The organism is Senegalimassilia anaerobia JC110 (assembly GCF_000236865.1).
GTDB classification, from domain to species: domain Bacteria; phylum Actinomycetota; class Coriobacteriia; order Coriobacteriales; family Eggerthellaceae; genus Senegalimassilia; species Senegalimassilia anaerobia.
The window spans coordinates 230,133-255,992 of sequence record NZ_HE611016.1; the positions used below are offsets into that span (position 1 = coordinate 230,133).

The 25,860-nt window shown below is 65.0% G+C and carries 11 protein-coding genes; 8 read left to right on the forward strand and 3 right to left on the reverse strand.

All coding sequences use genetic code 11. The features are described 5' to 3' along the window. Window positions 1-89 precede the first annotated feature (89 nt). Both SFHG_RS07200 and glmM read left to right on the forward strand, forming a co-directional pair. Complete coding sequence (locus SFHG_RS07200; RefSeq protein WP_042435715.1) at window positions 90-569, forward strand: phosphoribosyl-ATP pyrophosphatase; 480 nt, start codon at window positions 90-92, stop codon at window positions 567-569. A 1-nt stretch (window position 570) separates the two neighbouring features. Beyond that, window positions 571-1,905, forward strand: coding sequence for a phosphoglucosamine mutase (gene glmM / locus SFHG_RS07205; RefSeq protein ID WP_042435716.1), 1,335 nt, complete (start codon window positions 571-573; stop codon window positions 1,903-1,905). A gap of 59 nt (window positions 1,906-1,964) precedes the next feature. Here the strand turns inward: glmM and SFHG_RS10130 are convergent, their stop codons facing one another. Beyond that, entirely contained in the window at window positions 1,965-3,374 is a 1,410-nt protein-coding gene (locus SFHG_RS10130) for a glucosaminidase domain-containing protein (protein ID WP_052297850.1), read from the reverse strand. Window positions 3,375-3,782: 408 nt separating this feature from the next. On the opposite strand from SFHG_RS10130, the gene SFHG_RS07215 reads away from it, so the two are divergent. Next, complete coding sequence (locus SFHG_RS07215; protein WP_042435718.1) at window positions 3,783-4,700, forward strand: serine O-acetyltransferase; 918 nt, start codon at window positions 3,783-3,785, stop codon at window positions 4,698-4,700. 442 nt (window positions 4,701-5,142) lie between these two features. Here SFHG_RS07215 and ppk1 read toward each other — a convergent pair whose 3' ends face one another. Beyond that, window positions 5,143-7,746 carry a polyphosphate kinase 1 gene (gene ppk1 / locus SFHG_RS07220; RefSeq protein WP_042435720.1) on the reverse strand — a complete coding sequence of 868 codons (2,604 nt, stop codon included), beginning with the start codon at window positions 7,744-7,746 and terminating at the stop codon, window positions 5,143-5,145. 261 nt (window positions 7,747-8,007) lie between these two features. Then, complete coding sequence (locus SFHG_RS07225; RefSeq protein WP_042435723.1) at window positions 8,008-8,958, reverse strand: Ppx/GppA phosphatase family protein; 951 nt, start codon at window positions 8,956-8,958, stop codon at window positions 8,008-8,010. A 348-nt stretch (window positions 8,959-9,306) separates the two neighbouring features. Between SFHG_RS07225 and SFHG_RS07235 the strand changes: the two genes are divergently transcribed. The 5 genes from SFHG_RS07235 (at window position 9,307) to purM (ending at window position 25,810) form a co-directional block, all read left to right on the forward strand. Continuing rightward, window positions 9,307-19,662: an InlB B-repeat-containing protein gene (locus SFHG_RS07235; protein ID WP_052297851.1), complete on the forward strand. Its 10,356-nt coding sequence runs from the start codon at window positions 9,307-9,309 to the stop codon at window positions 19,660-19,662. 156 nt (window positions 19,663-19,818) lie between these two features. After that, a complete protein-coding gene (locus SFHG_RS07240; protein ID WP_042435729.1) occupies window positions 19,819-21,558 on the forward strand; it encodes a hypothetical protein in 1,740 nt (579 codons plus the stop codon). Between the two features lie 584 nt (window positions 21,559-22,142). Then, the gene (srtB, locus tag SFHG_RS07245; RefSeq protein WP_202898146.1) at window positions 22,143-23,099 is read left to right on the forward strand and encodes a class B sortase; all 957 of its coding nucleotides are present in this window, start codon (window positions 22,143-22,145) and stop codon (window positions 23,097-23,099) included. Next, window positions 23,096-24,601, forward strand: a complete 1,506-nt coding sequence (purF, locus tag SFHG_RS07250) for an amidophosphoribosyltransferase (RefSeq protein WP_042435731.1) — start codon at window positions 23,096-23,098, stop codon at window positions 24,599-24,601. Before srtB ends, purF begins: the two co-directional genes overlap by 4 nt. Window positions 24,602-24,727: 126 nt before the next feature. Then, complete coding sequence (gene purM / locus SFHG_RS07255) at window positions 24,728-25,810, forward strand: phosphoribosylformylglycinamidine cyclo-ligase (RefSeq protein ID WP_042435732.1); 1,083 nt, start codon at window positions 24,728-24,730, stop codon at window positions 25,808-25,810. Window positions 25,811-25,860 lie beyond the last annotated feature (50 nt).

The window sequence follows — 25,860 nt, forward strand, 5'->3', positions numbered from 1 at the left end:
AAGGGGCGCGCATCGGCGCGCCCCTTTTTTCGTTACGGTGGGCCGAACGGCTGTAGAGCCCGCGCCCGCTAACGTTTGAAAGGCTTTTCATGAGCGATAAAACTTACATCCCCGAGGGGGAGCAGGCTCCCGCATCACAGATCGGCGCCACGCTCGAGGCGCTGGCGGGAACCATCCATGCTCGCCGTGAGGCAGGGGAGGGCAGCTACACGTTCCGCCTGCTCACGGGCAATGCCGACTCGCCGCTGAAGAAGGTGGTCGAGGAGTCCAACGAGGTGGCCTTGGCCGCCAAGGACGTGGAAGCGGCGAAGATGATGCTGGCGGGCCTTGCCGGTTACGAGGGGTCGCACGCGGGCATGGCCGTTGCGTTCGCCGCCAAGGCCGACGCGGCCTGCGACCATCTGCGCTATGAGGCCGCTGACGTGGTGTATCATCTTCTCGTCGTGCTTGAACGTTACGGCATCGGCATCGACGAGTTCGCTGCCGAGCTGAACAACCGCATGACCGACGAGGAGCGCCCCCAAGGCGCCATCCGTCTTTTCGATGAGCATGTGAAAAGGGGTAAGTAATATGGCACGTCTTTTCGGTACTGATGGGGTTCGCGGCGTTGCGAACAAGGAGCTTACGTGCCAGATGGCCTTCCAGCTGGGTCAGGCTGCTGTGGCCTTCAAGGGCCGCACTATCCTGATCGGCAAGGATACGCGCCTGTCGGGCGATATGCTGGAGTCGGCCGTTGCCGCCGGCATCATGTCCATGGGCGGCACGGCGCTGCTGGCAGGCATCATCCCCACGCCGGCTATCGCCCTGCTCACCCGCGAGCTGCATTGCGACGGCGGCATCGTCATCTCCGCCTCGCACAACCCGCCGGAGTACAACGGCATCAAGATCTTCGACGGCCAGGGCTTCAAGCTGCCCGACTCCGTCGAGGACGAGATCGAGGCCTTCATGGCGCGCGGCGGCGCCGCAGCCGACGAGCTGCCCCGTGGCGACGAGGTTGGCGTGGCCGTGCCCGTCGAGGACGCTTGCGAACTGTACATCCAGCACGCGGTGCAGAGCGTGGAGAAGCAGGGCATCGACTTCAAGGGCTTGAAGGTGGCGCTTGATACGGGCCACGGCGCATCCTGCATGACCAGCGCCGAGGCGCTGCGCCGTCTGGGCGCCGACGTCACCGTCATCAACGACGATTACTGCGGCACGGACATCAACGTCCAGTGCGGCTCCACGCACCTGGAGCCTCTGCGCGCCCTGGTCGCCGAGTGCGGCGCCGATGTGGGCATCGCGCACGATGGCGACGCCGACCGCGTCATGCTCATGGACTCCGAGGGCAACGAGATCGACGGTGACATGGTGGAAGCCGTGTGCGCCATCGACCTGAAGCAGCGCGGCCTGCTGGTCGGCGACACCGCCGTGTCCACCGTCATGGCGAACCTGGGTCTGACGCATGCGCTGCGCGATGCGGGCATCAACCTCATCCAAACGAAGGTGGGCGACCGCTACGTGCTCGAGGCCATGCGCGAAGGCGGTTACGTTATCGGCGGCGAGCAGTCCGGCCACACCATCTTCCTGGAGCACAACTCCACGGGCGACGGCCTGGTCACGGCGCTGCAGTTCCTGGCCGCTTGCAAGCGCGCCGGCAAGTCCGCTGGCGAAGCGGCGAAAGCCATGACCCGCTTCCCGCAAACGCTCATCAACGTGCGCGTGAAGGACAAGCATGCGGCTGATGGCAACCAGGCTATCGCCGATGCCGTGGCAGCTGCCGAAGCGGCGCTCGGTGAGGACGGTCGCGTCCTGCTGCGTCCGAGCGGCACCGAGCCGGTCGTGCGCGTGATGGTGGAGGCCATGGACGAGCAGGCTGCCGAGCAGCATGCGAAGGCCATCGCTGAAGTTGTCGAGCGCGAGATCTAAGCGAGCGTGGTGAAATGAAAAGCCGGTAACCGGTCTACACCGGTTACCGGCTTTTGTTATTACAGGATGTCGTCTTTAGACCAGTCTTTTATTGCCTGATCGACCGACCATGCTGCGGTGTCATCTTGGCTGGCGGGTTCATTGCCCGATGCGTGCGCGCCTGTTGCGGCGTGGGCGGCGTTCTCGCCTTCGACCTTACGGCGCCAGTACAGCCAGAAGCCCAACGCTCCTGCGCCTGCTGCGACAAGGGCGGCAAGCAGCCCCGCTACCACGGGGTTCGTCTGTCGCTTGGGAAGGCCGGCCTCGGGCACGGTGATGCCGAAGTCATCGGAGTCGGTTTTGAACGATGCCTGCGAGGCGGTGGGCTTGAGCACGGATTCAAGCGTTGCGGTCTCTGCCTTCGCTTGCTCGCTCGGGACGTCGAACTGGGTCAAATCGTATGTGTCGATATAGGCTTTCAGCGTGCGCGAGTAGGTGGTGCTGGTGGCGTAGTGCCCCTGCAGGTAGTTGCACGCATCCTCGTAAGTGCTCGTGTTCGACTTTTTCACCGGAGCGTACAGGGAATCGGCGGTGAGCAGGCCGACGTAGTCCTTGAGCGATTCCGTCAGGCTGGGGTAGCGGCGGAACTCGGCGACGATGGTCTCCAGATTGCCCTTGCCGTCGTCTTCCTGCGTTTTCATGCGCACGCTTTTGCCCTCGTAGGCGCCTTTGATGCCGAACAGGTTGTTATAGGGTTCGCACGAAAGCCCCGAGGAGCCGGATGCCGACTCCACTACGGCCTGCGCGATCATGACCGAGGCGTATAGGTCGTTTTCCTGGCACAGTTCGCGGGCCTGCTCGCCGATCTGGCTGATGAACTGCTCGGTGGTCAGGTTGCGCGAGACGTAGACCAGCTCGTCCTCGTCAAGGGTGGCGCTTTCCTGAACCATGTCCTCGGGGGCGTCCTCCACGTCCTCGGCGGGCTTCTCCGCGGCGGCGCCTTTGCCGGCGCTTTCGGACGGGGTGCTGGACCCGGCGGGTGCGGTCGGGGTTTCGGCGGGCTGCGCGGGCGTGGCGGGCTCGGGTTTTGCCTCAGGCTCGGAGCTTGCGTTGGAATCGGCGATGGCCTTCTGCGTCTGCTTGACTAGTTTCGCCAGGTCGGCGTCTATGGTTGCAAGCGCGTCGACGTCGATGGTGAGGAAATCCGCTGCAGCTACGGTTTCGCCGGAAAGATACGCCTTCAGCGGCTTCAGGCCGACGAGTTTGGCGGCTTCGGCCTTGTCGAGGATGGCTTTGTTCTCCGCGTCGGTTGCGGTCCAGTCGCCGGTGTTGGCAACGCTTTCGATGGGCGTTGCCTGCGCCGCGTACGCAACGCCTGCCGGGGCGGTACCCGGCGTATGCGCGAGACCCGCCAAGGCGGGGGCCGTTGCCATGGATGTTGCCAGCACCGCGGCAAGCGCGGCGTTCGTGAAAATGGTGCCCTGCTTCATTACGCTATCGTACCGTCTCTCCTTGTTCGACTTAGTAAGCCTAGTATAACTTATAGTCCCTCCCTTTACCGTTCATCACGATAATCATCACGTCGTCTCCCTGCAATGTCAGGGCGGCAACCGTTTGCCAATCGTCGCGATTCCTTCATGTTATCCGCCGCTGAACAGGGCAAAACCCGCGAAATCGTTGCTTGGCACGCTAAGGTGCGGGTTACATGAGGAAGGGGGCTGCCAGTTGCCGCACCGCCTGAATCGTTGCACGCCGGCGACTCATCAGCCGGCGTGCGAACGGCGCGGCCTCTGCCGAATCGCATCGGTCTGTAACCGAAATGCCTACTATGTCTAGAGACAACCGTGATAAGATGGGGCAAGACATATAGGCGCTCACAGACGAGAGAGCGAGGCATCATGCTGGACAAGGATCAATTGAACGACATCGTTGCAGGCATCGCGAAAAACTACAGCGAGCGCGAGGAGATCTTCTTCACCGACCCGAACAAGCATTTCCCGAACAAGCTTGCCATCGTGAACATCGTGAAGGACCTGCGCCGCGTCATGTTCCCGCGTTACTTCGGCGACGAAACGCCCACGGGCATCAACCCCGAGTACTTCATCGGCGAAACGCTCATCCGCATCGAGGATTCGCTGCGCCGCGAGCTGCGCGAGGCGCTGCTGTTCCGCGGCGGCCTGGCAACGGAAGAGCTGGACGCGCGCGTCGATCAAATCTGCGCCACGTTCTTCAGCCGCCTGCCTGAAATCCAGCGCATCCTGCTGACCGACGTGCAGGCAGCCTTCGACGGCGACCCTGCCGCCCAGAGCAAGGAAGAGATTATCTTCAGCTACCCGGGCTTCTTTGCCATCTTCGTGTACCGCATCGCGCATGAGCTGTACGTGCAGGACGTGCCGCTCATCCCGCGCATCATGTCCGAGTACGCCCACGGCCGCACCGGCGTCGACATCAACTCCGGCGCGACGATCGGCGAGTACTTCTTCATCGACCATGCAACCGGCGTCGTCATCGGCGAGACCACCACGATCGGCAACCACGTGAAGGTCTACCAGGGCGTTACGCTGGGCGCTCTGTCCACGCGTGCCGGCCAGGCGCTGTCCGGCGTGAAGCGCCATCCCACCATTGAGGACGACGTCACCATCTACAGCAACGCCAGCGTGCTGGGCGGCGAGACCGTCATCGGCGCAGGCTCGATCATCGCCGGCAGCGCGTTCGTCATCTCCAGCGTGCCCGCGGGCAGCCGCGTTTCCCTGAAGAACCAGGAAGTGAACGTGCGCACGCCCAACAAAGACCACGCCAAGTGCTGGGAGATCTAAGCGGCGAACGAAGACGCCGTTGCGCGTTCGATGCTCCCGCGCTCGTCCGAGCCTAAGGGCTGGGCGGCGAAAGAAGCAATGCCACCAGGGCCGATTCCGCGATTAGCGGGGTCGGCCTTTTCGTTTGTTTGTGCTTCGATCCACTTTTCTCGCCATCCATCCCGTCAAAGCATCGATACGTCTGCATTCGAATGGGGCAGACGCCGGTGGTCGATTTGCAATCAAGCCTGTGAGCAGGAAAAACACCGATTGCTATTGAGCGACTACCAAGTAACATCCCCACCAAACGCAGACGTATCACCCTATTCGGCCACACAGGCGGCCAAGCCGCCAAGCTAGCACTCGCAACCGCCCACGTACGGCTCCCGCAAACAAAAAGAAACCCCGCGTGAGCGAGGTTTCTGAACCGCCTTCCGTTTCTTGGTGAGCGGGGTTCTTGGGGTTAGCGGATGAACTTCGCTAGGACTCGGGCGAGGAGGCTGGGCTTCTCGGGGCGTCGCTGGATGCCGGAATGGCTGGGCGCTTGCATGGGCTCGTTGATGACCTGCGCCTTCACCGGTACGGGCTGGGCTGCGGCTTCGGCGGGCTTGGGGGCCGCCTGCGGTTTCGGCGCCGGCTGCGGCTTTGCGGCAGGCTTCGCGGCGGTTTCCGCCTCGGCGGCTTTCGCGGCGGCCTCGGCCTCGAGCGCGGCCTTGTGGGCGGCTTCGGCCTCCCTGGCCGCCTCTGCGGCTGCGGCTTCCGCCTTGGCCACGGCCTCCACCTTAGCCTCGGCTTCGGCCATCTGCGCCTGACGCTGCTCGTTCATGAGCTTGCGGGAGTTCGCATTGCGTGCGGCCTTGGCCTCGGCAGCCGCCGCGCGGGCGCGCTGGGCCTCCTTGATGAGGAAGTCCTGCGACTCGAACTTCGGCTCGTCGGGCTTGGCCAGCTCGCCGAGCTTGGTGTAGGTTCCGTCGGCCTTCAGCTCGCGCAGCTTCGCCGTGTCGCGCAGGCACGTGGCGATGTAGTCGAGCACCTGGTTGCGCAGCCCCTCGTCGAGGATGGGCCATGCGATCTCGACGCGCTTCTCCATGTTGCGCGTCATGAGGTCGGCGCTGGACAGGTAGATCTTGATGTTCTCGCGCGGGCCGAAGCCGTAGATGCGGCTGTGCTCGAGCAGACGGCCCACGATGGAGACCACACGGACGTTGTCGGTGTAGCCGGGCACGCCCGGGACCAGGCACGAAATGCCGCGCACGAGCAGCGTGACCGGCACGCCCGCCTGGCTTGCCTCGGCGATCTTGACGATGATGTCCTTGTCGGTGACGCTGTTGGTCTTGAAGAACAGGCCGCACGGCTTGCCTTCGCGTGCAAGGGCGATCTGCTCGTCGATGTTGGCGATGATGCCGGGCTTGATCTGCAGCGGAGCCACGGACAGGATGTCGTAGTTGTCCGAGGCGTTCTCCAGCTGCATGTTGCGGAAGAACTCGGTGGCATCGCGGCCGATGGTCTCGTCGGCGGTGATGAAGCTCAGGTCGGTGTAGAGCTTCGCCGTCTTCTCGTTGTAGTTGCCCGTGCCCAGCTGCGTGATGTACTGCAGGCCGTTCTCGGTTTGGCGCGTGATGCAGCAGATCTTGCTGTGCACCTTGTAGTCGCGGAAGCCGTAGATGACGTTGCAGCCGGCCTCCTCGAAGCGCTGCGACCACTCGATGTTGTTCGACTCGTCGAAGCGGGCGCGCAACTCGAACAGCGCTGTGACCTGCTTGCCGGACTCGGCGGCGGCGATGAGCGCTTCGGCCAGGTGCGACTGGCGCGCCAGGCGGTACAGCGTGATCTTGATGGAGATGACGGTGGGGTCTGCCGCGGCCTCGCGCAGCAGCTGCACGAACGCGTCCATGGACTCGTAGGGGTAGCTGAGCAGCACCTCGCGCTCGCAGACCTGCTCGATGATGGAGCGGTTGCGGTCAAGGCATGCCGGCCACTGCGGGGTGAACGGGGGGTTGGACAGCGCCATGCGCTCCTGCTCGGGCAGATTGCTTCCAAGGCCCCAGGTCCAGCTCATGTCGAGCGGCACGCTGGTAACGTAGGTCTGATGCGGCTTGAGGTTCAGGCGATCGAGCAGAAGCTCCTGCAGCACGCTGGAAAGCGGGCGCTCGGACTCCAGGCGCACCGGGGCCAGGCGGCCGCGCTTCTTCAGGATGCGCTTCATGTGCTCGCGATAATCCTCGTCGGACTCGTCGGTGTTCTCCGTGGCGTCCAGGTCGGCGTTGCGCGTGACGCACAGGACGTTGGTGTGCTTGACGGTGTACATGCTGAACACCTGGGCGGCGGTCATCTCCACCGCGTGCTCGAGCAGGATGAACTGGAAGCCCTCGCCCGGCAGCTTGATGACGCGGGCGCACTGGCGCGGCATGGGCAGGATGCCCACGGTGACGCCCTCGGCGCCCAGGTTCTCGCTTTCCTCCGCGGAAGGATGGATTTTCGCGGCCTTGACGGTTTTGCCGTCCTTGGCCTTGTCCTTCTTCTTGGATTTCTTCGGGCCCACTTCCTCGTTAAGGCGCACGATGACGTAGAGCGACCCGTTCTCCAGGTGGGGGAAGGGGTGGCGCGAATTGATGATCTGCGGGGACAGGAACGGCATGATGTTGGCTGCCGTGTAGTCGGCCAGGAAGGCGCGCTGCTCGTCGTTGAGATCGGCGGGGCGCAGGTGGCGCACGCCGTGCGCGGCCAGGGCCTGGCGCACCTCGGCGTAGGTCTGCTCCTGCACGGGGTACAGCTCGTGGCAGCGCTTATGGATGGCGGAGATCTGCTCGGCCGGCGTCATGCCCGTCTTCGAGTCGAGGACCTGCTTCTTCAGAAGCGACAGGTCGGTCAGGCTGCCCACGCGCACCATGAAGAACTCCTGGAGGTTGGACCAGAAGATGCTGATGAAGTTCAGCCGCTCGAGCAGCGGGACGGTCTCATCGGCGCCTTGGTCGAGCACGCGCTCGTTGAACGTGAGCCACGACAGCTCGCGGTTCTGCATGTAGGGAGTGGATCCTATATGCGTTGTGGATTCGTTTGCTTTCATGGCGTTCCCTTCCCTCGACGTCATAGATGAAGCGTGCGCCGGGCGATGCGTCTTCGTTGATTCGATGTGCGTGCGGCCGCTTGCGGGCGGCCAAGCGGAATCGATGATTGCATAACGTGCGACGCCAAGGTGGCGCGGTTCCCCAACAACCACGTCCCCTCAACTCATATTTTACTCTGTTTTGATGCTGCGACCAGCCGAATCCGCCACCGTGGCTGAAAAAATGGGGTGAAAAAGGTAACGATTCTGTTTCGGATTCGATCAGTCCGCTTGCGGGGGTGCCGACACGACCCCGAGCATGCGCTCGATCAGGTACCCTTCGCGCACGCCGTGCTTGCAGATCACCAGCTTATCGGCGCCAAGGTGGCGGAAGAGCTCGGCTAAGATGACGCAGCCCGGAACCATGGTGTGCACGCGCTCGGCGGAGGCCTTCAGCGCTGCGTGCCCGAAGGCGGAGGGGTTTTCCCGGCAGGCTTCGAGGATTTGCTGCACCTGCTCGGCTTGGATCTCGCGCGGGCGAGTTTGCAGCTCGTCGAGCTGTTGGATCAGCTTGGCCGCCGCGCGGGTGGACCCGCCGACGCCGTAGAGCGTGGGGGCCTTGTAGGGCTCGAGGCTGGGCAGCCGGCGCAGGTTGCCGCGGAACTCGCAGGCTATGGCGTCCATCTCGATGGGGACGGGCAGGATGTTGCGAACGAAGCGCGCGAACGACGACAGCGAACCCTGGCCGAGGCTCACATCGTCGCTGTCGCGGCCGCCCTCGACGCGGGTGAGCTCGGTGGAGCCGCCGCCGATGTCGACGAGCGTGCCGCGCTCGAGCGGGGTGGAGCAGCGGGCGCCGACGAACCCGAGGTGCGCCTCGTCGCGCGCGGACAGCAGCGTGACCGCCAGCCCGCAGCGCCGCTCGATTTCCGCGACGGCCTCGGTGCAGTTCACGGCGTTGCGCAGCACGGCGGTGGCGAACACGTCGACGCGCTTGCAGCCGAAGTAGCGCACGCGCTTCATATGGCTTTTCAGCACGTTGACGGCGCGGTCCACGCCGTCGGGCGTGAACACGCCATCCTCCACGAACGCGGCAAGGCCCGCCATCACCTTGTCGTTGATGATGCTTTTGAAGTCCTTGCTGGAATAGGTGCTGCGACGATCGTCCTTCACTTCGTAGATGACAAGGCGAATGGAGTTCGACCCCAGGTCGATGACGCCGTAGGTGGGCATTGCCGTTTTCCTTCCTCGATGGCGCTGCGCGTCGGTTGCGCTTTGCGATGGCGCCGGCGTGATGCGTCGGCATGAAGTGAACCTTACCCATGATAAAGGTTGCGGGCCTTCGCTTGACGTGCGCGGGCGTCGCTGACGGCTTTCGAGAGAAGATTTTACGCTCCCTTAACGTTGCCGCTTCCGCGGCGGTTGAGCGCGGCACGGCGGCAGCTTGTGGTGGCGAAGCGGGCTCGGGGCGGCTTGCGGCGGCCGGATTCCCGTGTGGCGGGGCCCTGCCATCCCTTACAATATAAGGTATGCATTCCCTTGCGTTCCGCAGGTCGGAGACGCAGTTGAAAGGTGCCTTCCATGAAGAGCGTCGGTATTTGCAATGCCCTTCTCCGAGTGCTGCTTTCCGTGGCGCTCGTGGTCTCGTTCACGCCCATCCCTGCCAGCGCGGGCGAGGATGCGACGGGTGCGGGTGGGTCCCCCTCCGCGTCGGTTGGCGAGCAGGGTTCAGCGTTGTCGGAGGGCTCGGGCGAAGCGGCGTTGACCGGCGGCGCCGCCGTCGAGGTTGTTGGCGCCGCGGCGGATGCCGGGGGCGCGTCTTCGGGTTCCGATGCCGAGTCGCCTGCTGGCGAAGACGGCGACGACACTGCCACTGATGCTTCGTCGCCTGCTGGCGAAGGTGCCGATTCCGCATCGTCGGCCGACAAGGGTGCTGGCGAAGGTGCCGATTCCGCATCGCCCGAAGGCGGCGAAACGGGCCCCAAGGCCGCCGGGGAAGCCGCCGATGTAGCGGACGACCCGGCCGAGCGTGCCGCCGGCGATGAGCCGGCGCAGCAGGGGGTCCTGTACCCGTTCGGCAAGCTCATGGCCAACGGGTACGTGTACGCCTGCGATGAACAGGGCGATTTGACGAAGCCCGTCGACGAGGACGACCCCGAGCGCAACGCCATCTCCGCGCGCGACGTCACGAACCTCATCGTCGACTATCACGCTGCCAACATCCCCAAGGGTCTGTGCGAGAGCTCGACGAGCTTGACGTCGGTGCGCTTCGAGAACGACCGTCTGGATTCCATAGGCGATTTCGCCTTCGCCGCCTGCGCGAAGCTCTCCTTCATCAGCTTCTCGGATATGCATATCGGCTCGATCGGCGCGCAGGCGTTTGCCGGCTGCTCCTCGTTGACCAGCCTTTCCATTAAGAAGCCCGCTGAAATGGGCGCTTTGGGGGAAGGCTGCTTCCTGAAAAGCGGCCTTGAGTCCACCGGTTTGGGGAATGTGAAGGGGCTGACGTCCATCCCCACCGACGCGTACGAGGGTTGCCAGAACCTTTCCGACACGGGCCTGGGGCAAAACCAGCAGATCGCCTCGGTCGGCAACTGGGCGTTCGCCAACTGCCCCAACCTGCACGTGACGGGCCTTGAGACGAACACGTCGGTGAGCCAGCTGGGCGACGGGTGCTTCTCCGGGTCGAACCTTGACGGCGGCTTGATCTTGCCGAGTGGCTCGCAGATCGAGGAGCTGCCCAGTCGGACGTTCGCCGACACGAACTTGGACTACGCGTACTTCCGGTGCGACCATGCGGTGCTCATCGACGTCGATACGTTCCCCAAGCGCGGGATGCAGGTGATGGTGCCGTCTGACTTGGTCGGCCTGTATCGGTCGGGTTTCCCTGAGCTGAATTGGGACGGCTGCAACGGCGCAACCCCCGTCAGCGTTGCCGAGTGCTTGAAGGACCTTCGAATCGAGCACGACCCTAACGTCATGGAGTACGCCGAGGATGATAAGGTTTCCCTTGCCGGCATGAAGGTCACGTTCGACCACGGGTACGGCAGGAGCTCGTTCGCTTATGAGGACTTGAAGAACTGCGCGTTCGCCCAGTTCATCGAGGTGTACCCCGATGACGGGTACCTGTTCCGCTCAAGTTTCCACGGCCAGCGCATCCATATGACCTACGACGACGGCGAGGTGTACCTTGACGCGTACTCTGCCGAGCCCATGCGCGAAGGAGGCAACACCGACTTGGCGGTGGATATCCGCTATGACGGCGCGCTCTCCTCCGGGGACAGCGCCACCGGCGCGGGTCAGTACAAGCCCGGCGAAACCTGCGTGGTGGTGGCCAACGCCACCACGCCCGGCAGGACGTTCGCCTACTGGACTGACGAGGAAGGAAACATCCTTTCCGAGGACCAGTGGTACGAGTTCACGGTGGAACGCGACACGCTGCTGACGGCGGTGTTCGCCGACAAGGCGCAGGTGGCGCCGGAGGTCCACTTGGGCAGCGCCGACGGGCGGCAGGTTATCGGCGCAAAGGCCAGCGTTGTGGTCGACGGGCGCGACATGGGCAGCAGCTTCACCACCTATGCGGGCAAGTATGTGACGCTGACCTGCGAATACGATGCGGCGAAGTACCATTTCGACCATTGGGAGAGCTCGCTTGACGGGCACTATCTGGGAAGCCGTCCCGGTGACACCATCGAATACGAAGCCGTCGCCGGCGAGACGCCCATCGCCGTGCTGATGGAGTACGGGCAGGTCAACGTGTCCGCGAAAAGCGCGTCCGGCCTGGCGCTCGGCCAGGTGAGCGGCTCGGGCACATATGAGCTGGGTCAGACCGTCAAGCTTTCGGCGATCCCGGCGAAGGGGTGCCGCTTCCTGGGTTGGATGCATCGCGGCGAGCTGATGTCCACCGAGGCGTCGTACGCGTATCGGGTCCAGGACTTCGACGAGGTGACCGGCTGGTTCGCATTCGACTTCTCGCAGACGTGGGTGGCCGTGCGCGCCGCGTCGGCGCAGCCCGATCGGGGCAGCGTTTCCGGTGCCGGCATGTATGAAGAAGGGACTCAGGTCACGCTTGCCGCAACGCCGAACGCGGGCTTTGCCTTCTCCGGCTGGTTACGCGACGGCGAACCCATCGAAGGCGGGGAGAGTCTGGTTGTGACCGCCGAAAGCGCCGATCAGACTGACGCACTGGTAAAGCGGTCACCGCTTTACACCGCTACGTTCGAGCCGATCCCCTGCAAAGTGAGTTACGAGCAGACGCTCGACACGGGCGGCCGGACGCTTATGGAAGGGGTGGAAGTCCCGCAGGTGACGGGCAACCTAACCTCGGAAGGCGGCCAGGTGGTCACGCTTGACGCAAAGGCCCTGGCCATGCGCGATGACGACACGGTCTTCACCGGCTGGCTCGATGCCGTCACAGGCGAGCGTGTGTGCGAATCCCCCGTGTACGAGTTCACGCCCGCAGGCGATACCACGCTGCAGGCGCGATTCTCCCTGAAGGAAGTGGGGGTGCATATCAACCCTGCTCAAACAACCGATCATTCCGAAGCGTACGCCCATCTGCAGGTTGATGCGGTGAGCTGCTACCGCAACGTCGGAGAAACCGTCCAGCTTTCCGCGACGCCCGACAACGCGCAGTTCGTGGGCTGGTACGCGGCTGATGGCGACGATTCCGTGGCCATCAGCGATCAGGCAACCTGCGAATACGAAGTCGCGAAGCCCGCGAACGAATCCGCGCAGATAGAGATGACGCCCTGGTACTCGGCGATCCCGGCGAGCGTGGTGCTGAGCGTCGCCGGCACCGACGAGGACGGCAACGCCCCGGGCTACTTCTTGACCTCGGGCCTGTACGGCATCGGCCAGCAGGTAACGGTGAATGCGGTGCCCGAGCCGGGCTACGTGTTCGACTACGCTACCGATGCGCTTGGCAACACGGTTCCCGCAGCGTCCGATGGCTCGTACACGTTCCTGCTGACCGGCGACACCGAGCTGGTGGCGCATTTCCGCGTGGCGGAAGATGAGTTCGAGGCGTTCGAAGCGCTCCAGATCGCGCTGCTTGCGGTGCTGGGCACGGTGGGGATCGTCGCCGCCGTATACGGCTTGGGCGAGATCGTGGATCCCATCATCGCGCAGGCCATGATCGACATCGCCGGCGCCGAGACCATCGAGGAGCTGGCCCAGATCGGCAAGAACGTCCTCAAGGAAATCAAGGACATCTTCGATGATCACAAGCACGACAACGATCCGAACAAGCCCCACGGCGACCATTCGGTCGAGATCGTGGCCACCGCCCATCCCGCGGAGGGCGGCATCGTGCGCGGCGGCGGCATCCATTTCGAGGGCACCATCGCCGAGCTCGAGGCTGTTCCCAACCCGGGCTATCGCTTCGTGTGCTGGAAGGAGGACGGCGTCGAGCGCTCCGTGTCGCAGCGCATGCAGATCCGCATCACCGACGCAACGCCCGAGGTGGTGGCCATGACGGCCGTGTTCGAACGCAACGTGCGCATCACCACGTCCGCCGAGGTGACGGGCGTCGATGCCGGCATCCCCACCGGCTGCAACGCCACGCCCGATGTGCAGACGCCGCGGCAGGGCCAGGAGGCGAAGGTGATCGCCACGGAAGGCGAGGGCTACGCGTTCGTCGGCTGGTTCGAGGACGGCATAGAGGTCTCGAAGGCCCCCGTGTACGTGTTCCCCGCCGAGATTGATAGGCACCTGGTGGCGAAGTTCCGCAAGGCCGACCGCACCATCGTGGTGGGCGCCGACCCCGACGAGGGCGCGCAAGTGCTCTGCGACGGCGTGCCCGTCGAGGGCGGCGTGGTCAGGGCGGCCGATGGCGATATCCTCACGTTCACGGCGGTGCCTGCTGCGCGCGTCGACGACCCGGAAAAGAAGTACAAGCTGGTGGAGTGGCGCAAAAGCGACGATTCGGGGCGCACCGTCATCGACCGCGGCGATACATGCGAGTATCGCGTGGACGGCAACGGGCGCGTCACGGCCGTGATGGACGGCAAGGATGAGCATTCCGTCCGCGCCGCCGCCGACCCCGTGGAGGGCGGGATGGCTACGCTCAAAAACGGCGAAAGCGTCGGCGAGGTGCTCGATGTGCCCGAAGGGGAAAGCGTCACCGCTACGGCGGAGGCCCGCGAGGGCTATCTGTTCGACGGCTGGTATATCAGCTACGGGGCGGCCGATGTGGCACCCACCTTCGCTTCGCATGATCAAACCTATACGTTCGCGCCCGTGGCAGACTGCACGGTGACCGCCCGCTTCCAGCGTCTGTGCAAGGTGAGCGTGGTGGCCGAACCCGTCGACCAGCTAGCCGGCAAGTATACGGTGACCGGCGACGGCTACTGCGAAAGCGGCAAGCCCGTCACGCTTTCCGTGAAGCTTGCCGACGACGTGCGCGACAAGTTCACGTTCAAGGGCTGGTACCTCGGCGATTCCGGGGTTCCCATGGGAACGGACCCCGACCACCTTGAGTTCACTCCCGAGCAGGACACGGTGGTGCGCGCGGTGTTCGCCGCTAAACGTTACCGCATAAGCGTGGAGACGAATTCGCACCTGGTCGAACGCGGCTCCGTCGAGATCGAGGGACACCCCGGCGTCGACGCGGTCATGGCGGAATACGGAAGCACCGTGACCATCAAGGCGAACCCGAACGAGGGCTTCCGGTTCGCCCATTGGAAGGACGGCAGCCGCAAGAAGCACCCCGAGCAGCAGCTGACCGTGCGCGTGACGGAGGATCAGACGTACAAGGCGGTGTTCAAGGGCGCGGAGCCCGAGGTGGTTATCGCGGCCGACACGTGGCTCGGCGGAACGGTCACCTGCAACGGCATCGAGGTCACCCCGGCGACGGATTCGTTCTCGCTGGGCCAGACGCTGCACCTGAAGGCCGAGCCGAAGACAGGGTATTTCTTCTGGGGCTGGTACGTGAACGGCATCTTCACCAGCCTTGATATGGAATGCGATGTGGTGGCGAAGGGGTTGACCGCCAAATCGGAGCGGTGCACGGTCACGGCGGCGTTCAAACCCTACGAAGTGGTCTGCCTGCCTGTGGCAAGCCCCGCCGACGGTGGGTCGGTGCGGGCCAGCCGCGTGTTCACCGAGCGCGGCGCGGAGGTTGCGCTCAAGGCGCAGGCGTCGCCCGGCTACGAGTTTGCGGGCTGGTATTCCGCTACCGGCGAGCTGGAGTCCTTCGAACCCGAGTTCACATGTCGCCTGATGCGCAGCCACGTGCACGTGGCGCATTTCGAGGAGCGCTCGTACGAGGTTTCGGCGGTGCCTGCGGTGGCCGACGGCGACGGGAGCTTGGTAGAGAACCGGTCGGCCGGCTGGGTGGAAGGCGCCGGGACGGTGGGCGCCGGCTATTCGTCAGCCCTTTCCGCACATGCGCTTTCGGGTTATGCGTTCGAATACTGGGCCGATGCCAAGGGCAACGTGGTGAGCCGCGATGCGGACTACCGCTTCGTACCCTCCAGCGATACGAAGCTGTCCGCCGTGTTCGCCGCCAAGCAGTTCACCGTGAACGTTTCCGCAGGTGAAGGCTATGGCAGCGCCACGGGCTCGGGCACCTACGCCGCAGGCGAGGTAGCGTGCGTCAGCGCCATCCCGGCAGCCGGGGCGCATTTCGTCGGCTGGTTCAGCGGCGGCGTCTGCCTGTCAACCGACGCCACATACCGCTTCCCGGTGAGCGCGGATATCGACCTGGAGGCCGTGTTCGGCATGGGCTCGTTCACGGTGACCACCATCGCCTCCCCGGCGGAGGCGGGCTACGTGAGCGGCTTCGGTGGCTTCGACGAGGGGCAGCGCACCACGCTGTCGGCCACGGCCAAGCCCGGCTTCACCTTCGATTGCTGGCGCGACGCGCAGGGTGCGCAGGTCAGCGGCCTTCCCGAGTGCACGGTGACCGTCACGGGCGATGCCGCGTACACCGCGTGCTTCACGCGCAACTCCTATGGCGTGTCGCTCAGCTCGAACGTCGAGGGCATCGGCGAGCTGTCTGGCGAGGGCGTGTACGAGTTCGGCCAGGTGGTGCACATTCAGGCGCGGCAGACCGACGACCGGCGCTTCGTCGGCTGGCAGTTGGTGGGCGCGGACGGCTCGAAGACGCATTTCGCCGACGATGCGGATACCTGGTTCGTGCTCGACGAGGACCTGGTCGAGTCCCTGGACGACGGCGTGCTGGAGCTTGAGGCGCAGTTCGCCGACCCGTACGAGGTGGCGGTCAAGGCGACCCCGGTGGTGAAGGGCAAGTCCACGAACCGCCGTTGCCGCGTGCAGGGTACCGGCGCTTACGAGGCGGGAGAGACCGTCACGCTCAACGCCGTCGCGGGTCTGGGCTACCGGTTCGTCGGGTGGACCTCCGATCGGGAGGGGCATGCCGTGGTCAGCACGGACGAGGTGCTCGGCTTCGAGGCCGAATCCGACGTGATGTACTACGCGCAGTTCGAGGCGGACGGGCAGGTCACCATCACCGCGTCCCAAAGCTCCATATTGCGCGGAAAGGCATTTCTGACCAGCGGAAATGGCTTGACAAGCGCTACGAAGACCTGCGACAAGGGCGACCCGTTCGTTGCCATGGCCATCCCGTGGTCGACCTACCGCTTCTCGCATTGGATTAACGATGCGGGCGCCGTCTTGAGTTACAACGCCGTGTACGTGGGCATCGCCCAGCAGGACATGCAGCTGACGGCCGTGTTCTACGACGCTGGTTTCGACCTGCAGGTGGACACGTATCCGGCTAGCGCGGGCTTCTCCACGGTGGTCCCATTCACCGGCGACGGCTACCTGACGGCGACGTGGATGGTGACCATCCCGTTCCCCGGTTGGAGGTTCCGCTACTGGATCGATGAACGCGGCGCGCCGGTGGGCTTCAGCCCGGTCATCGTGCGGCCGGCGGTGGCGAACAAGACCTACACGGCGTATTACGTAAGGGATTCGTGGAACGTCGTGGCGGTCGACCCGCGCGACGGCGGGCATATCGATGGCTCGTCGGAAAACGATGAGTGGGGATGCGCCCTGGTCGACAAGGTGGAGAATGGCTCCTCGTGCACGTTGCGCGCCGTGCCCGATGAAGGCTACGTTTTCGATGGCTGGTATGCGATCGGGAAGGACGGCGCCGCGGGTTCCAGGCCGGTGAGCACGGATGCGGCTTGGACGTTCACGCCTGAAGACGACGTGACGGTGGCGGCGCGATTCGCGGAGACGCCGAAACTTGAGGTGAAAGCGTCGGCGGTCAACGGCATGGTTGATCCGGCCAGCGCTGCCGTGCCCCAGGGCGGCAGCGCCTCGTTCACGGCGACGCCTTATGACGGGTGCTACTTGGAGCGAGCGACCGTGGTCGACGTGCGCGACGGCTCCATCTCGGATTCCGTTGAGCTGGACATCGCAGATTACCAGGGCGGAAGCTACCGCGTCACCTTGAACGATATCGATGCGCCGCAAAGGCTGGCGTTCTCGTTCGCTCGCGCGGGCCAGCCCGTGGTGAAGGCCCAGCCGCAGGGCGCCAGCGTGCATGAGGGCGAAGCGGCAACGCTTTCGGTTGCGGCCGATGCCGCCGAGGAAGTCCTTGCCCACGAGGAGGTCTCGTGCGGGGCCGCGGCGTCGCACGAGCTGGGCTACCAGTGGTTCCGCGTGTTCGATGGCGGCGAGGACGTGGCGCTTGAGGGCGAAACATCTGCTTCGCTGACGTTCGATCGCGCTGCGGCGGCGGATGCGGGTTCGTACTATTGCCGCATCACGCAAACGTATCTGGGTACGGCGACGTCCGTCGAGACCGATCGGGCCGAGGTGTCCATAGCCAAGCGGGAAGACCTGGCGTTCAACGCATGCGGGTTGCCCGTTGCGACCGCTCATAGCAAATACGTTGGGGCAATCAAGCCCGCCACCGGCGGCACCGCGCCTTATACATATGCGGTTGCGCCTGACAGCGCGTTGCCTGAGGGCTTGCACCTGGAGGTTGCCGAGGACGGCGCGGTGCGGATCACGGGAACGCCGGAGAGCGCGGGAGTGTTCGGCTTCGACATCACGTGCTCCGATTCCGCTGATCAGACGTGCGTTGCCCGCTTCGCGCTAACGATGGCGCCGCAGAAGGCGGATTTGTCGTTTGCCGAGGCGAACTTCGTGTACGACGGCCAGCCGCAGGCCCCCGAGCTTAAGGGCGTTCCGGACGGGTGCGCAGGCTCCGTCAAACTGTCTTTCACGGGAACGGGCGACACCCGCTATTCCAGCAGCACCGCTCCCACGGATGCGGGCACGTACCGGGTGGTGGCAGGACTGGCAGCAAACGGGTACGTCGGGCGCACCGTCGCCGAGTTTGCGATTGCGCAAAAGCCCGTTTCCTTCGACATCGCGGCGGTTGATTGCGTGTACGACGGGAATGCCCATGGTGTGCAGGTGGATGCGCACGAGCTGAGCGAGCGGGATTATTCCGTGACGTACGAGGGCGCCGATGGCACCGATGGCACCGTGTACGGCCCGACCTTCGAAGCTCCGCGCGACAGCGGCAGCTACGTTGCGACGGCGCGCGTTGAGAACCCGAACCTGGTCGGCGAGCAGAAGGCCTCGTTCGCCATAGCGAAGGCGCCGCAGGCTATCACGGGCCCAATGTCGTATTCGGGCGTGTTCGGCGGCCCGGGCATCGTTTTGCAGAACACGGCGAAGACTCCGGTGACGTTCGAGCTTGTGCAGGATGCCGGCGGCGACGCGCCCGTTTCGCTACAGGGCCGCTATGCCACGATCAACGCCGCCGGTACCGCGCGCGTGATCGCTCGGGCGGCCGGGAGCCGCAACTACCTTGCGGCCGACGATGTGGAGCTGACCCTTTCGGTGGCGCCTGCCCAGCTTCTGGTGGCGGTGGACGACGCCGAGCGTATGGAAGGGGAGAGCAACCCCGCCTTCACCAGCAGCTTGGTGAGCCGTGCGAACACGGGTGGGGTCGAGGTTCGCTATTCGTGCGATGCCGACGAGAAGTCGCCGGCTGGTGACTACATTATTAATGCAGGTGTCGACGACCCCAACTTCGCCGCAACCATCGTGCCGGGCACGCTCACGGTGAAGGCGAAGCCGGAGCCCGATCCCGGGCCGGGACCCGTGGACCCGGACAACCCGGAGCCGGGTCCCGACCCCGACAACCCGGAGCCGGGTCCTGACCCCGACAACCCGGAGCCGGGTCCGACCCCCGATCCCGACAACCCGGAGCCTGGTCCCGATCCTGACCCTGACAACCCCGAACCGGGTCCGGTTGATCCGCCGAATCCGCCCGATCCGGGTCCGGGACCCGATCCCGATAATCCGGACCCCGGTCCTGGTCCCGACCCCGACAATCCCGAACCCGGGCCGGGGCCCGAGCCTGGGCCGGATAATCCGGATAACCCCGAACCTGGACCGGGGCCTGGCCCTGAACCGGGTCCGGGGCCGTCGCCCGACCCTGGTCCGGTGAACCCGCCTGCCCCGGGACCTGATCCCGATCCGCCGAATCCGCCTGACCCTGGTCCGGGTCCTGGACCAGGGCCCGAGCCCGAGCCTGGGCCTAACCCCGGGCCGGATCCGGTGGATCCCGGCAAGCCAGATCCCGGGCCTGGCCCGAGCCCGGACAACCCGGATGGTCCCGATAACCCGGACAACCCGGATAACCCGAACGGACCTGACAACCCGGATAAGCCGGACCCGTCCGATCCGTCTAAACCGGGCTCGGACTCCGACAACCCCGGACCTGGTTCCGGCAACTCGGACGACTCGAATTCGGACAATTCGGGCGACCCTGGCGACCCGGATAACCCGGACGGCTCCGCTAACGCTTCTGTAGCCGCAGCGCTTGGGCAAACGGGTGACGCTGCCGCTAAGACCGGCGCCGCGGCAACCGGTGTCGCGGCGCTCATTGCGGCGGCGGTGGCTGCCCTTGCGGCCGCCCTCGCGACGCGCCGGCGTCGCAGGTAAAGTCAACGGTTGGTTACGATTCCCCGTCGCCGCCGTTCCCGCTTCGGCGTGTGCTAGCATGAAAGGAAGGATTCCTGCCATGCTGCACGCGTCGTTGCGCTGCTCGGGGCCGCTAGCCGTGTGGGATGGTATCGATTGCGAAGGGGAGGGCCGCCTATGCTGGAGACCGTCGATTTCTCTGAGGAACCGCTTCCGAAGGAAGAATACAAGGCACGCCGTGATGCGCTGACCGAGCGTTTGGTGGTGCTACAGCAGGAAGCGCGCGCCGCCGGCGTGGGCCTTGTGGTGCTGTTCGAGGGCTGGAACGGCGCGGGCAAGGGCAGCCGCATCTCCGACCTTATGTACAACCTTGACGCCCGCGCCACCAGCGTGTACGTCACCGAGAACTTCAACGCCGTCGATGCGGCGTCGTTCCCGGGCGCGGAGCACGGCGTAGGCGGCTTCTATCCCATGATGCAGCAGTTTTGGAAGGCGCTCGGCGGCCGTGGCACCATCACCTTCTACGACCGCGGCTGGTACACCTCGGCCGTGCAGCGCATGCTCTACACCCAGTTCGGCGAGGTGAAGATCAAAAACGGCAAGGTCCTCCACCCCCGCGCCACGGTTGCGCGCGCCGTGCGCGAGGCCGCCGAGGAGCGCCATATCGACGCGCTGCGCGGCGCACTTGCCAGCTCTGCCGACTTCGAGAAGCAGCTCACCGACGACGGCTACGTGGTGGTCAAATTCTTCGTCCACGTGACGAAGGAGGCGCAGCGCAAGCGTCTGACGCGCCTGCGCCGCGACCCCGCCACCGCCTGGCGCGTGTCCGACGGCAAGATGGCCACCATCGGCGAATACGAGGAGGCGTACCGCCTGTACGACAATCTGCTCGAGGGCAGCGACTTCTCGTACGCGCCGTGGCACCTGATCAACGGCGAGGACAAGCGTCGCGCCAACCTCAAGATCACCGAGACGCTGGTCGACGCTCTCGACAAGGCGCTTTACGCGAAGAAGGACCCCGCCGCCCTTGCGGCGGCCGCGAAGGCGCAGGCCAATAGCGCCGGTGCGGCCGAGGAGGTGCCGCTGGAGGGCCGTTCCCCCGAGCAGCAGCTTGCCGTGGTGCAAGCCGCCGCCGAGCAGGCTGCCGCGCAGGCCGCTCACGCCCCGCGAGCGAGTCGCTTCCGCATCGTGGACAGGGTTCCCAGCCTTGACCAGGTCGATCATGGCCTGGTGCTCGATCACGAAGAGTACAAGGATCGCCTGAAAAAGCAGCAGAAGCGCCTGAACAAGCTGGAAATGGAGATGTACCAGGCGCGCGTCCCGCTCGTGCTCATGTTCGAGGGTTGGGACGCGGCGGGCAAGGGCGGCGCCATCAAGCGCGTGGCCCAGGCCCTCGATGCGCGCGCCTACACCATCTTCCCCAGCCCGGCGCCCACCAAGCCCGAGCTCGCCCATCCTCACCTGTGGCGCTACTGGACCCGCCTTCCGAAGGCGGGTCACGTGGGCATCTACGACCGCAGCTGGTACGGCCGTGTGCTGGTGGAGCGCGTGGAGGGCTTCGCCACCGACGCCCAGTGGGCTCGCGCCTACGACGAGATCAACGAGTTCGAGCAGGAGCTGGTGCGCTGGGGCGCCGTGCTGCTGAAGTTCTGGGTGGACATCAGTCAGGACGAGCAGCTCGCCCGTTTCCGCGCCCGTCAGGAAGACCCCGCCAAGCAGTGGAAGATCACCGACGAGGATTGGCGCAACCGCGACAAGTATCCGCAGTACAAAAGCGCTGTCGAGGACATGTTCCGCCTGACGTCCACGCCGTTCGCGCCGTGGATCGTGCTGGAGTCCGACGATAAGCGCTTCGCCCGCGTCAAGGCGCTCGAGGTCATCAACGATGCGCTCGAGGCGCGGTTGCACGGCGAGTGAAGGCGCGGTAGTATTGCTTGATAACCACATTGGGTGCAGGGCGCCGGCCGGTCGGAGACAGCCTGCGCATATATAAAGGAAAAGGGGTTGCGTTATGGTTCCAAGTTGGACGATTCCGGTCATAGTCGCGGTCATAGTCATCGTGATCATCGGCTTCATCTTGAAGGGCTTTCTCGACGAGATGAAGAAGAAATAGGCCTAACGCGGAATGCCTAGTGGCAGTCCGAGGCGGGGGAGCGCGTCGTGCATCGTGCACGGTGCGCTCCCTTGCGTTTTGGCGCGCGATGCATCCGCCCGTCGCGCATCGCATGCGGCTTTTGCGGACTGCGAGGGGTTCGAGCGCGTAAAGGGCGTCCTTTGAGGGGGAGGCTTCTTGGATGCCCCGTTGGGCGGCTGTTCGCGGCTGCGCCACGCGGGTGCTGGGCGTTTTTTCGAACATCCTGCGTTGATTTGCGGTATTTCGCGGGCGGCATGTCCCCCGACCTGGGGATGTTTCGTACTATGTCATAGGTAGATGAGGTTTCCGAGCTACTGCGGAGGCGTCTTGCGTGTTTTTCGCGCTTCGACGCTTGGGAAGGCGTGAATTGTCCGAATACCAGCATAACCGCGTGCAATCGCGCGGCGCGCACGCAGCCCCGCAAGGGCAGGGTCCCGTGCGGCCCGTTTCCGTTTCCCAAGGTAGGCGCAAGCCCAAACGCTCGGGCGGCGTGTGGCGCGTGGTGTTCATCATCTCCCTCATCGTGTTCGTATGCGCCGCGGGCGCGCTGGCCTTCATCGGCTACGGCTATTGGCACGGCCAGCAGAACAACAAGCAGCTCGAGCAGATCGGTTTCAACGCTCCCGATGCCGCTGCGCTTCAGCGTATGGACCTTGCAAGCTTCACCGTCGATTGGGACGCTTTGCGGGCCATCAACCCCGACGTGGTGGGGTGGATCTACGTTCCTGGCACCACCGTCAACTTCCCCATAGTGCACGGCACCGACGACGAGCATTACCTGAAAACCGACTTCTACGGGCAGACCAGCTGGGTGTCGTTCGGCAGCATCTTCCTGTCCGCGACCAATGCCGCCGATTTCTCCGATGCGAACAACATCGTGTACGGCCATCATATGAACGACGGCTCCATGTTCTCGCCCTTCGCCGATTTCGGCGACGCGGACACGTTCAACGGCCATCGCACCGTGTACGTGTTCACGCCCACGGCGAACTACCAGCTCACCACCTTCTCCATCGTGCATTGCGCGGCAGACGATCCTTTGGCTCAAACGGCGTTCGCCAGCGAGCAGGAGCGCCAGGCCTACGTGCAGGACAAGGTCGACCGTTCCGTCGTCACGGTGGCGGGGCTTCCCTCTGCCGCCGACATGAAGCACGCGTTCGCGTTCTCCACCTGCGATAACCTGGCCAGCAACGGCCGGTGGGTGCTGTTCGCGTACGAATCCGGTTCAACAGCAGCGGCCAGCAGCGTCGTTGCCGATGATAGCAACATCAACCCCGAGGACGTGGCCGCCGTCAGCGAAGCGGCAAAGGAGACAGCAGCATGAGCACCTCGATTCTGCCGGGAGAGCGCCCCGACCGCTTGGAGGAGGAGTGCGCCGTGTTCGGCGTGTTCGCCCCCGGCGAGGACGTTGCACGTATGACGTGCTTCGGCCTGCAGGCGTTGCAGCACCGTGGGCAGGAGTCGGCCGGCATCGCCGTGGGCGATGGCGAGACCATCATGGTGTCGAAGGACCTGGGCCTGGTCACCCAGGTGTTCGACGAGTCGCGCCTGGCCGCGCTCGAAGGCTATGTGGCCGTGGGCCACGCGCGCTATTCCACCAGCGGCGCCGCGGCGTCGTGGGAGGCCGCGCAGCCGCATATCTCGGCTATCGACGAGATCCTCATCGCCTTGGCGCATAACGGCACCCTGGTGAACACCAACAGCCTGCGCGCCCGCCTGATCGACGAGGGTATCCAGCTGCGCGCTGGCACCGACTCCGAGGTGGCCGCCAAGGCCATCGGCAGCGTCACGCAGAAGACGCACCACCTGCGCGAGGGCATCCGCTACGCCATGCAGTACATGGAGGGCGCCTACGCCATGGTGCTGGCCAGCCCCGACACGCTGTATGCGTTCCGCGACCCCAACGGCATCCGCCCGCTGTGCATCGGCAAGCTGCCCGAGGGTCGCGGCTGGGTGGTTTCCAGCGAAACCTGCGGCCTGGACATCGTGGGCGCCGAATACGTGCGCGACGTCGAGCCCGGCGAGATCGTGCGCTTCAACAAGGACGGCGTCACCTCCGAGCAGGGCGTCGAGCCGCGCAAGCGCGCCAGCTGCATCTTCGAGTACGTGTACTTCGCCCGCCCCGACTCCGTCATGGACGGTCAGTCGGTCTATCAGGCACGCCGTAACATGGGCCGCATCCTGGCCCGCGAGGCGCCGGCCGACGCCGACCTGGTGCTCGGCGTGCCCGACAGCGGCATCCCGTCGGCCATGGGCTTCGCCTTCGAAAGCGGCATCCCATATTCGGACGGCATCGTGAAGAACCGCTACGTTGGCCGCACGTTCATCCAGCCCACGCAGGCCATGCGCCAGCTGGGCATCCGCCTGAAGCTCAACCCGTTGCCTTCCGTCATCCGCGGCAAGCGCCTGGTGGTCATCGACGACTCCATCGTGCGCGGCAACACGTCGAAGAAGCTCATCGAGATGCTGCGCGACGCCGGCGCCACCGAGGTGCACATGCGCATCGTCAGCCCCGAGGTCATGTGGCCGTGCTTCTACGGCATCGACACCGACACGCGCGACCAGCTGATCGCCGCGAACATGACCAACGACGAGATGTGCGAGTGGATGGGCGCCGACTCGCTGGCGTTCATCAGCCTGCAGGGCCTGCGTGACAGCCTGCCCGACGTGCGCACGCCGGGCTACTGCGAGGCATGTTTCTCGGGCGAGTACCCCGTGGACATCCCCGCCTACACCGCGCGCAACAGCTTCATGACCAAGGCCGACTTCGCCGCCGCCTACGAAAAGGAAGCGCAAGAAGCAGAAAACACCCAAGTCAGCGTCTAGCAACCGCAAACACGCCAGACAGTTTGGGGACGTAGGATTAACTGTCCGGGTTTTGGAAGGTTAACGGTGCGGGAGCGCTGGCCGCAGGGTCGGTCGGGTTCCCGCCTATCAGATAAGGAGCATCCAGTGACGAAGCAGGAAGTTACGTACCAGGCAGCAGGCGTGGATACCGCCGAGGGCGCGCGCGCCGTTGACGCCATCAAGGAGACGGTGCACTCCACGTATCGCCCGGAGGTCGTCGGCGACATCGGCGGCTTCGGCGGCCTGTTCAGCATCGCGGCGGCCAAGGACATGGCCGAGCCGCTGCTGGTTTCCGGCACCGACGGCGTGGGCACGAAGCTCAAGGTTGCCCAGCTGGCCGGCAAGCACGGCACGGTGGGCATCGACTTGGTGGCCATGTGCGTCAACGACATCCTGGCGTGCGGCGCCGAGCCGTTGTTCTTCCTGGACTACATCGCCATCGGCAAACTGCGCAAGGAGCACGTGGCCGAGGTCGTTGCCGGCATCGGCGAGGGTTGCCGTCAGGCGGGCTGCGCGCTCATCGGCGGCGAGATGGCCGAGCACCCGGGCGTCATGGACCCCGACGACTACGACCTGTCCGGCTTCACCGTGGGCGTTGTCGACAAACCGAAGATGCTCGACCCCGAAAGCGTGTCCGAGGGCGACGTGCTCATCGGCCTGGCATCCTCGGGCTTGCACTCCAACGGCTACTCCCTGGCCCGCAAGGTGTGCGTGGAGGGCAAAAGCCGCGAAGAGCTGCTCGCGCCGGTGGAGGCGCTGGACGGCCAGTCCGTGGCCGACGCGCTGCTCACGCCGACGCGCATCTACGTGAAGCAGGTGCTCGGTACGCTGAAGGCATGCCCGGGCGCCGTGCGTGCGCTGGCCCACATCACGGGCGGCGGCATCTCCGAGAACCTCAACCGCGCGCTGAACGAGCGCGTGGACGCGCAGGTGAACCTGGGCACCTGGCCCGTGCCGGCCGTGGCGAAGTACGTGTGCGACGCCGCCGAGCTGTCCGAGCCGCAGGCGCTCAAGACGTTCAACATGGGCGTGGGCATGATCTTGATCGTGGACCCCGCGCGCGCCGAGGAAGTCGAGGCCGCTCTGGCCGAAGCCGGCGAGAAGACCTATCGCGTCGGCCGCATCGTGTCCGGCACCGGCGAGGTGCAGTACACGGGCGAAGGCAACCTGTACGGGTATCAGGGGTAAACTCCGGCATCTCCGTTACAACTTGCATGACCGAAAGGACCGCGTTTGCG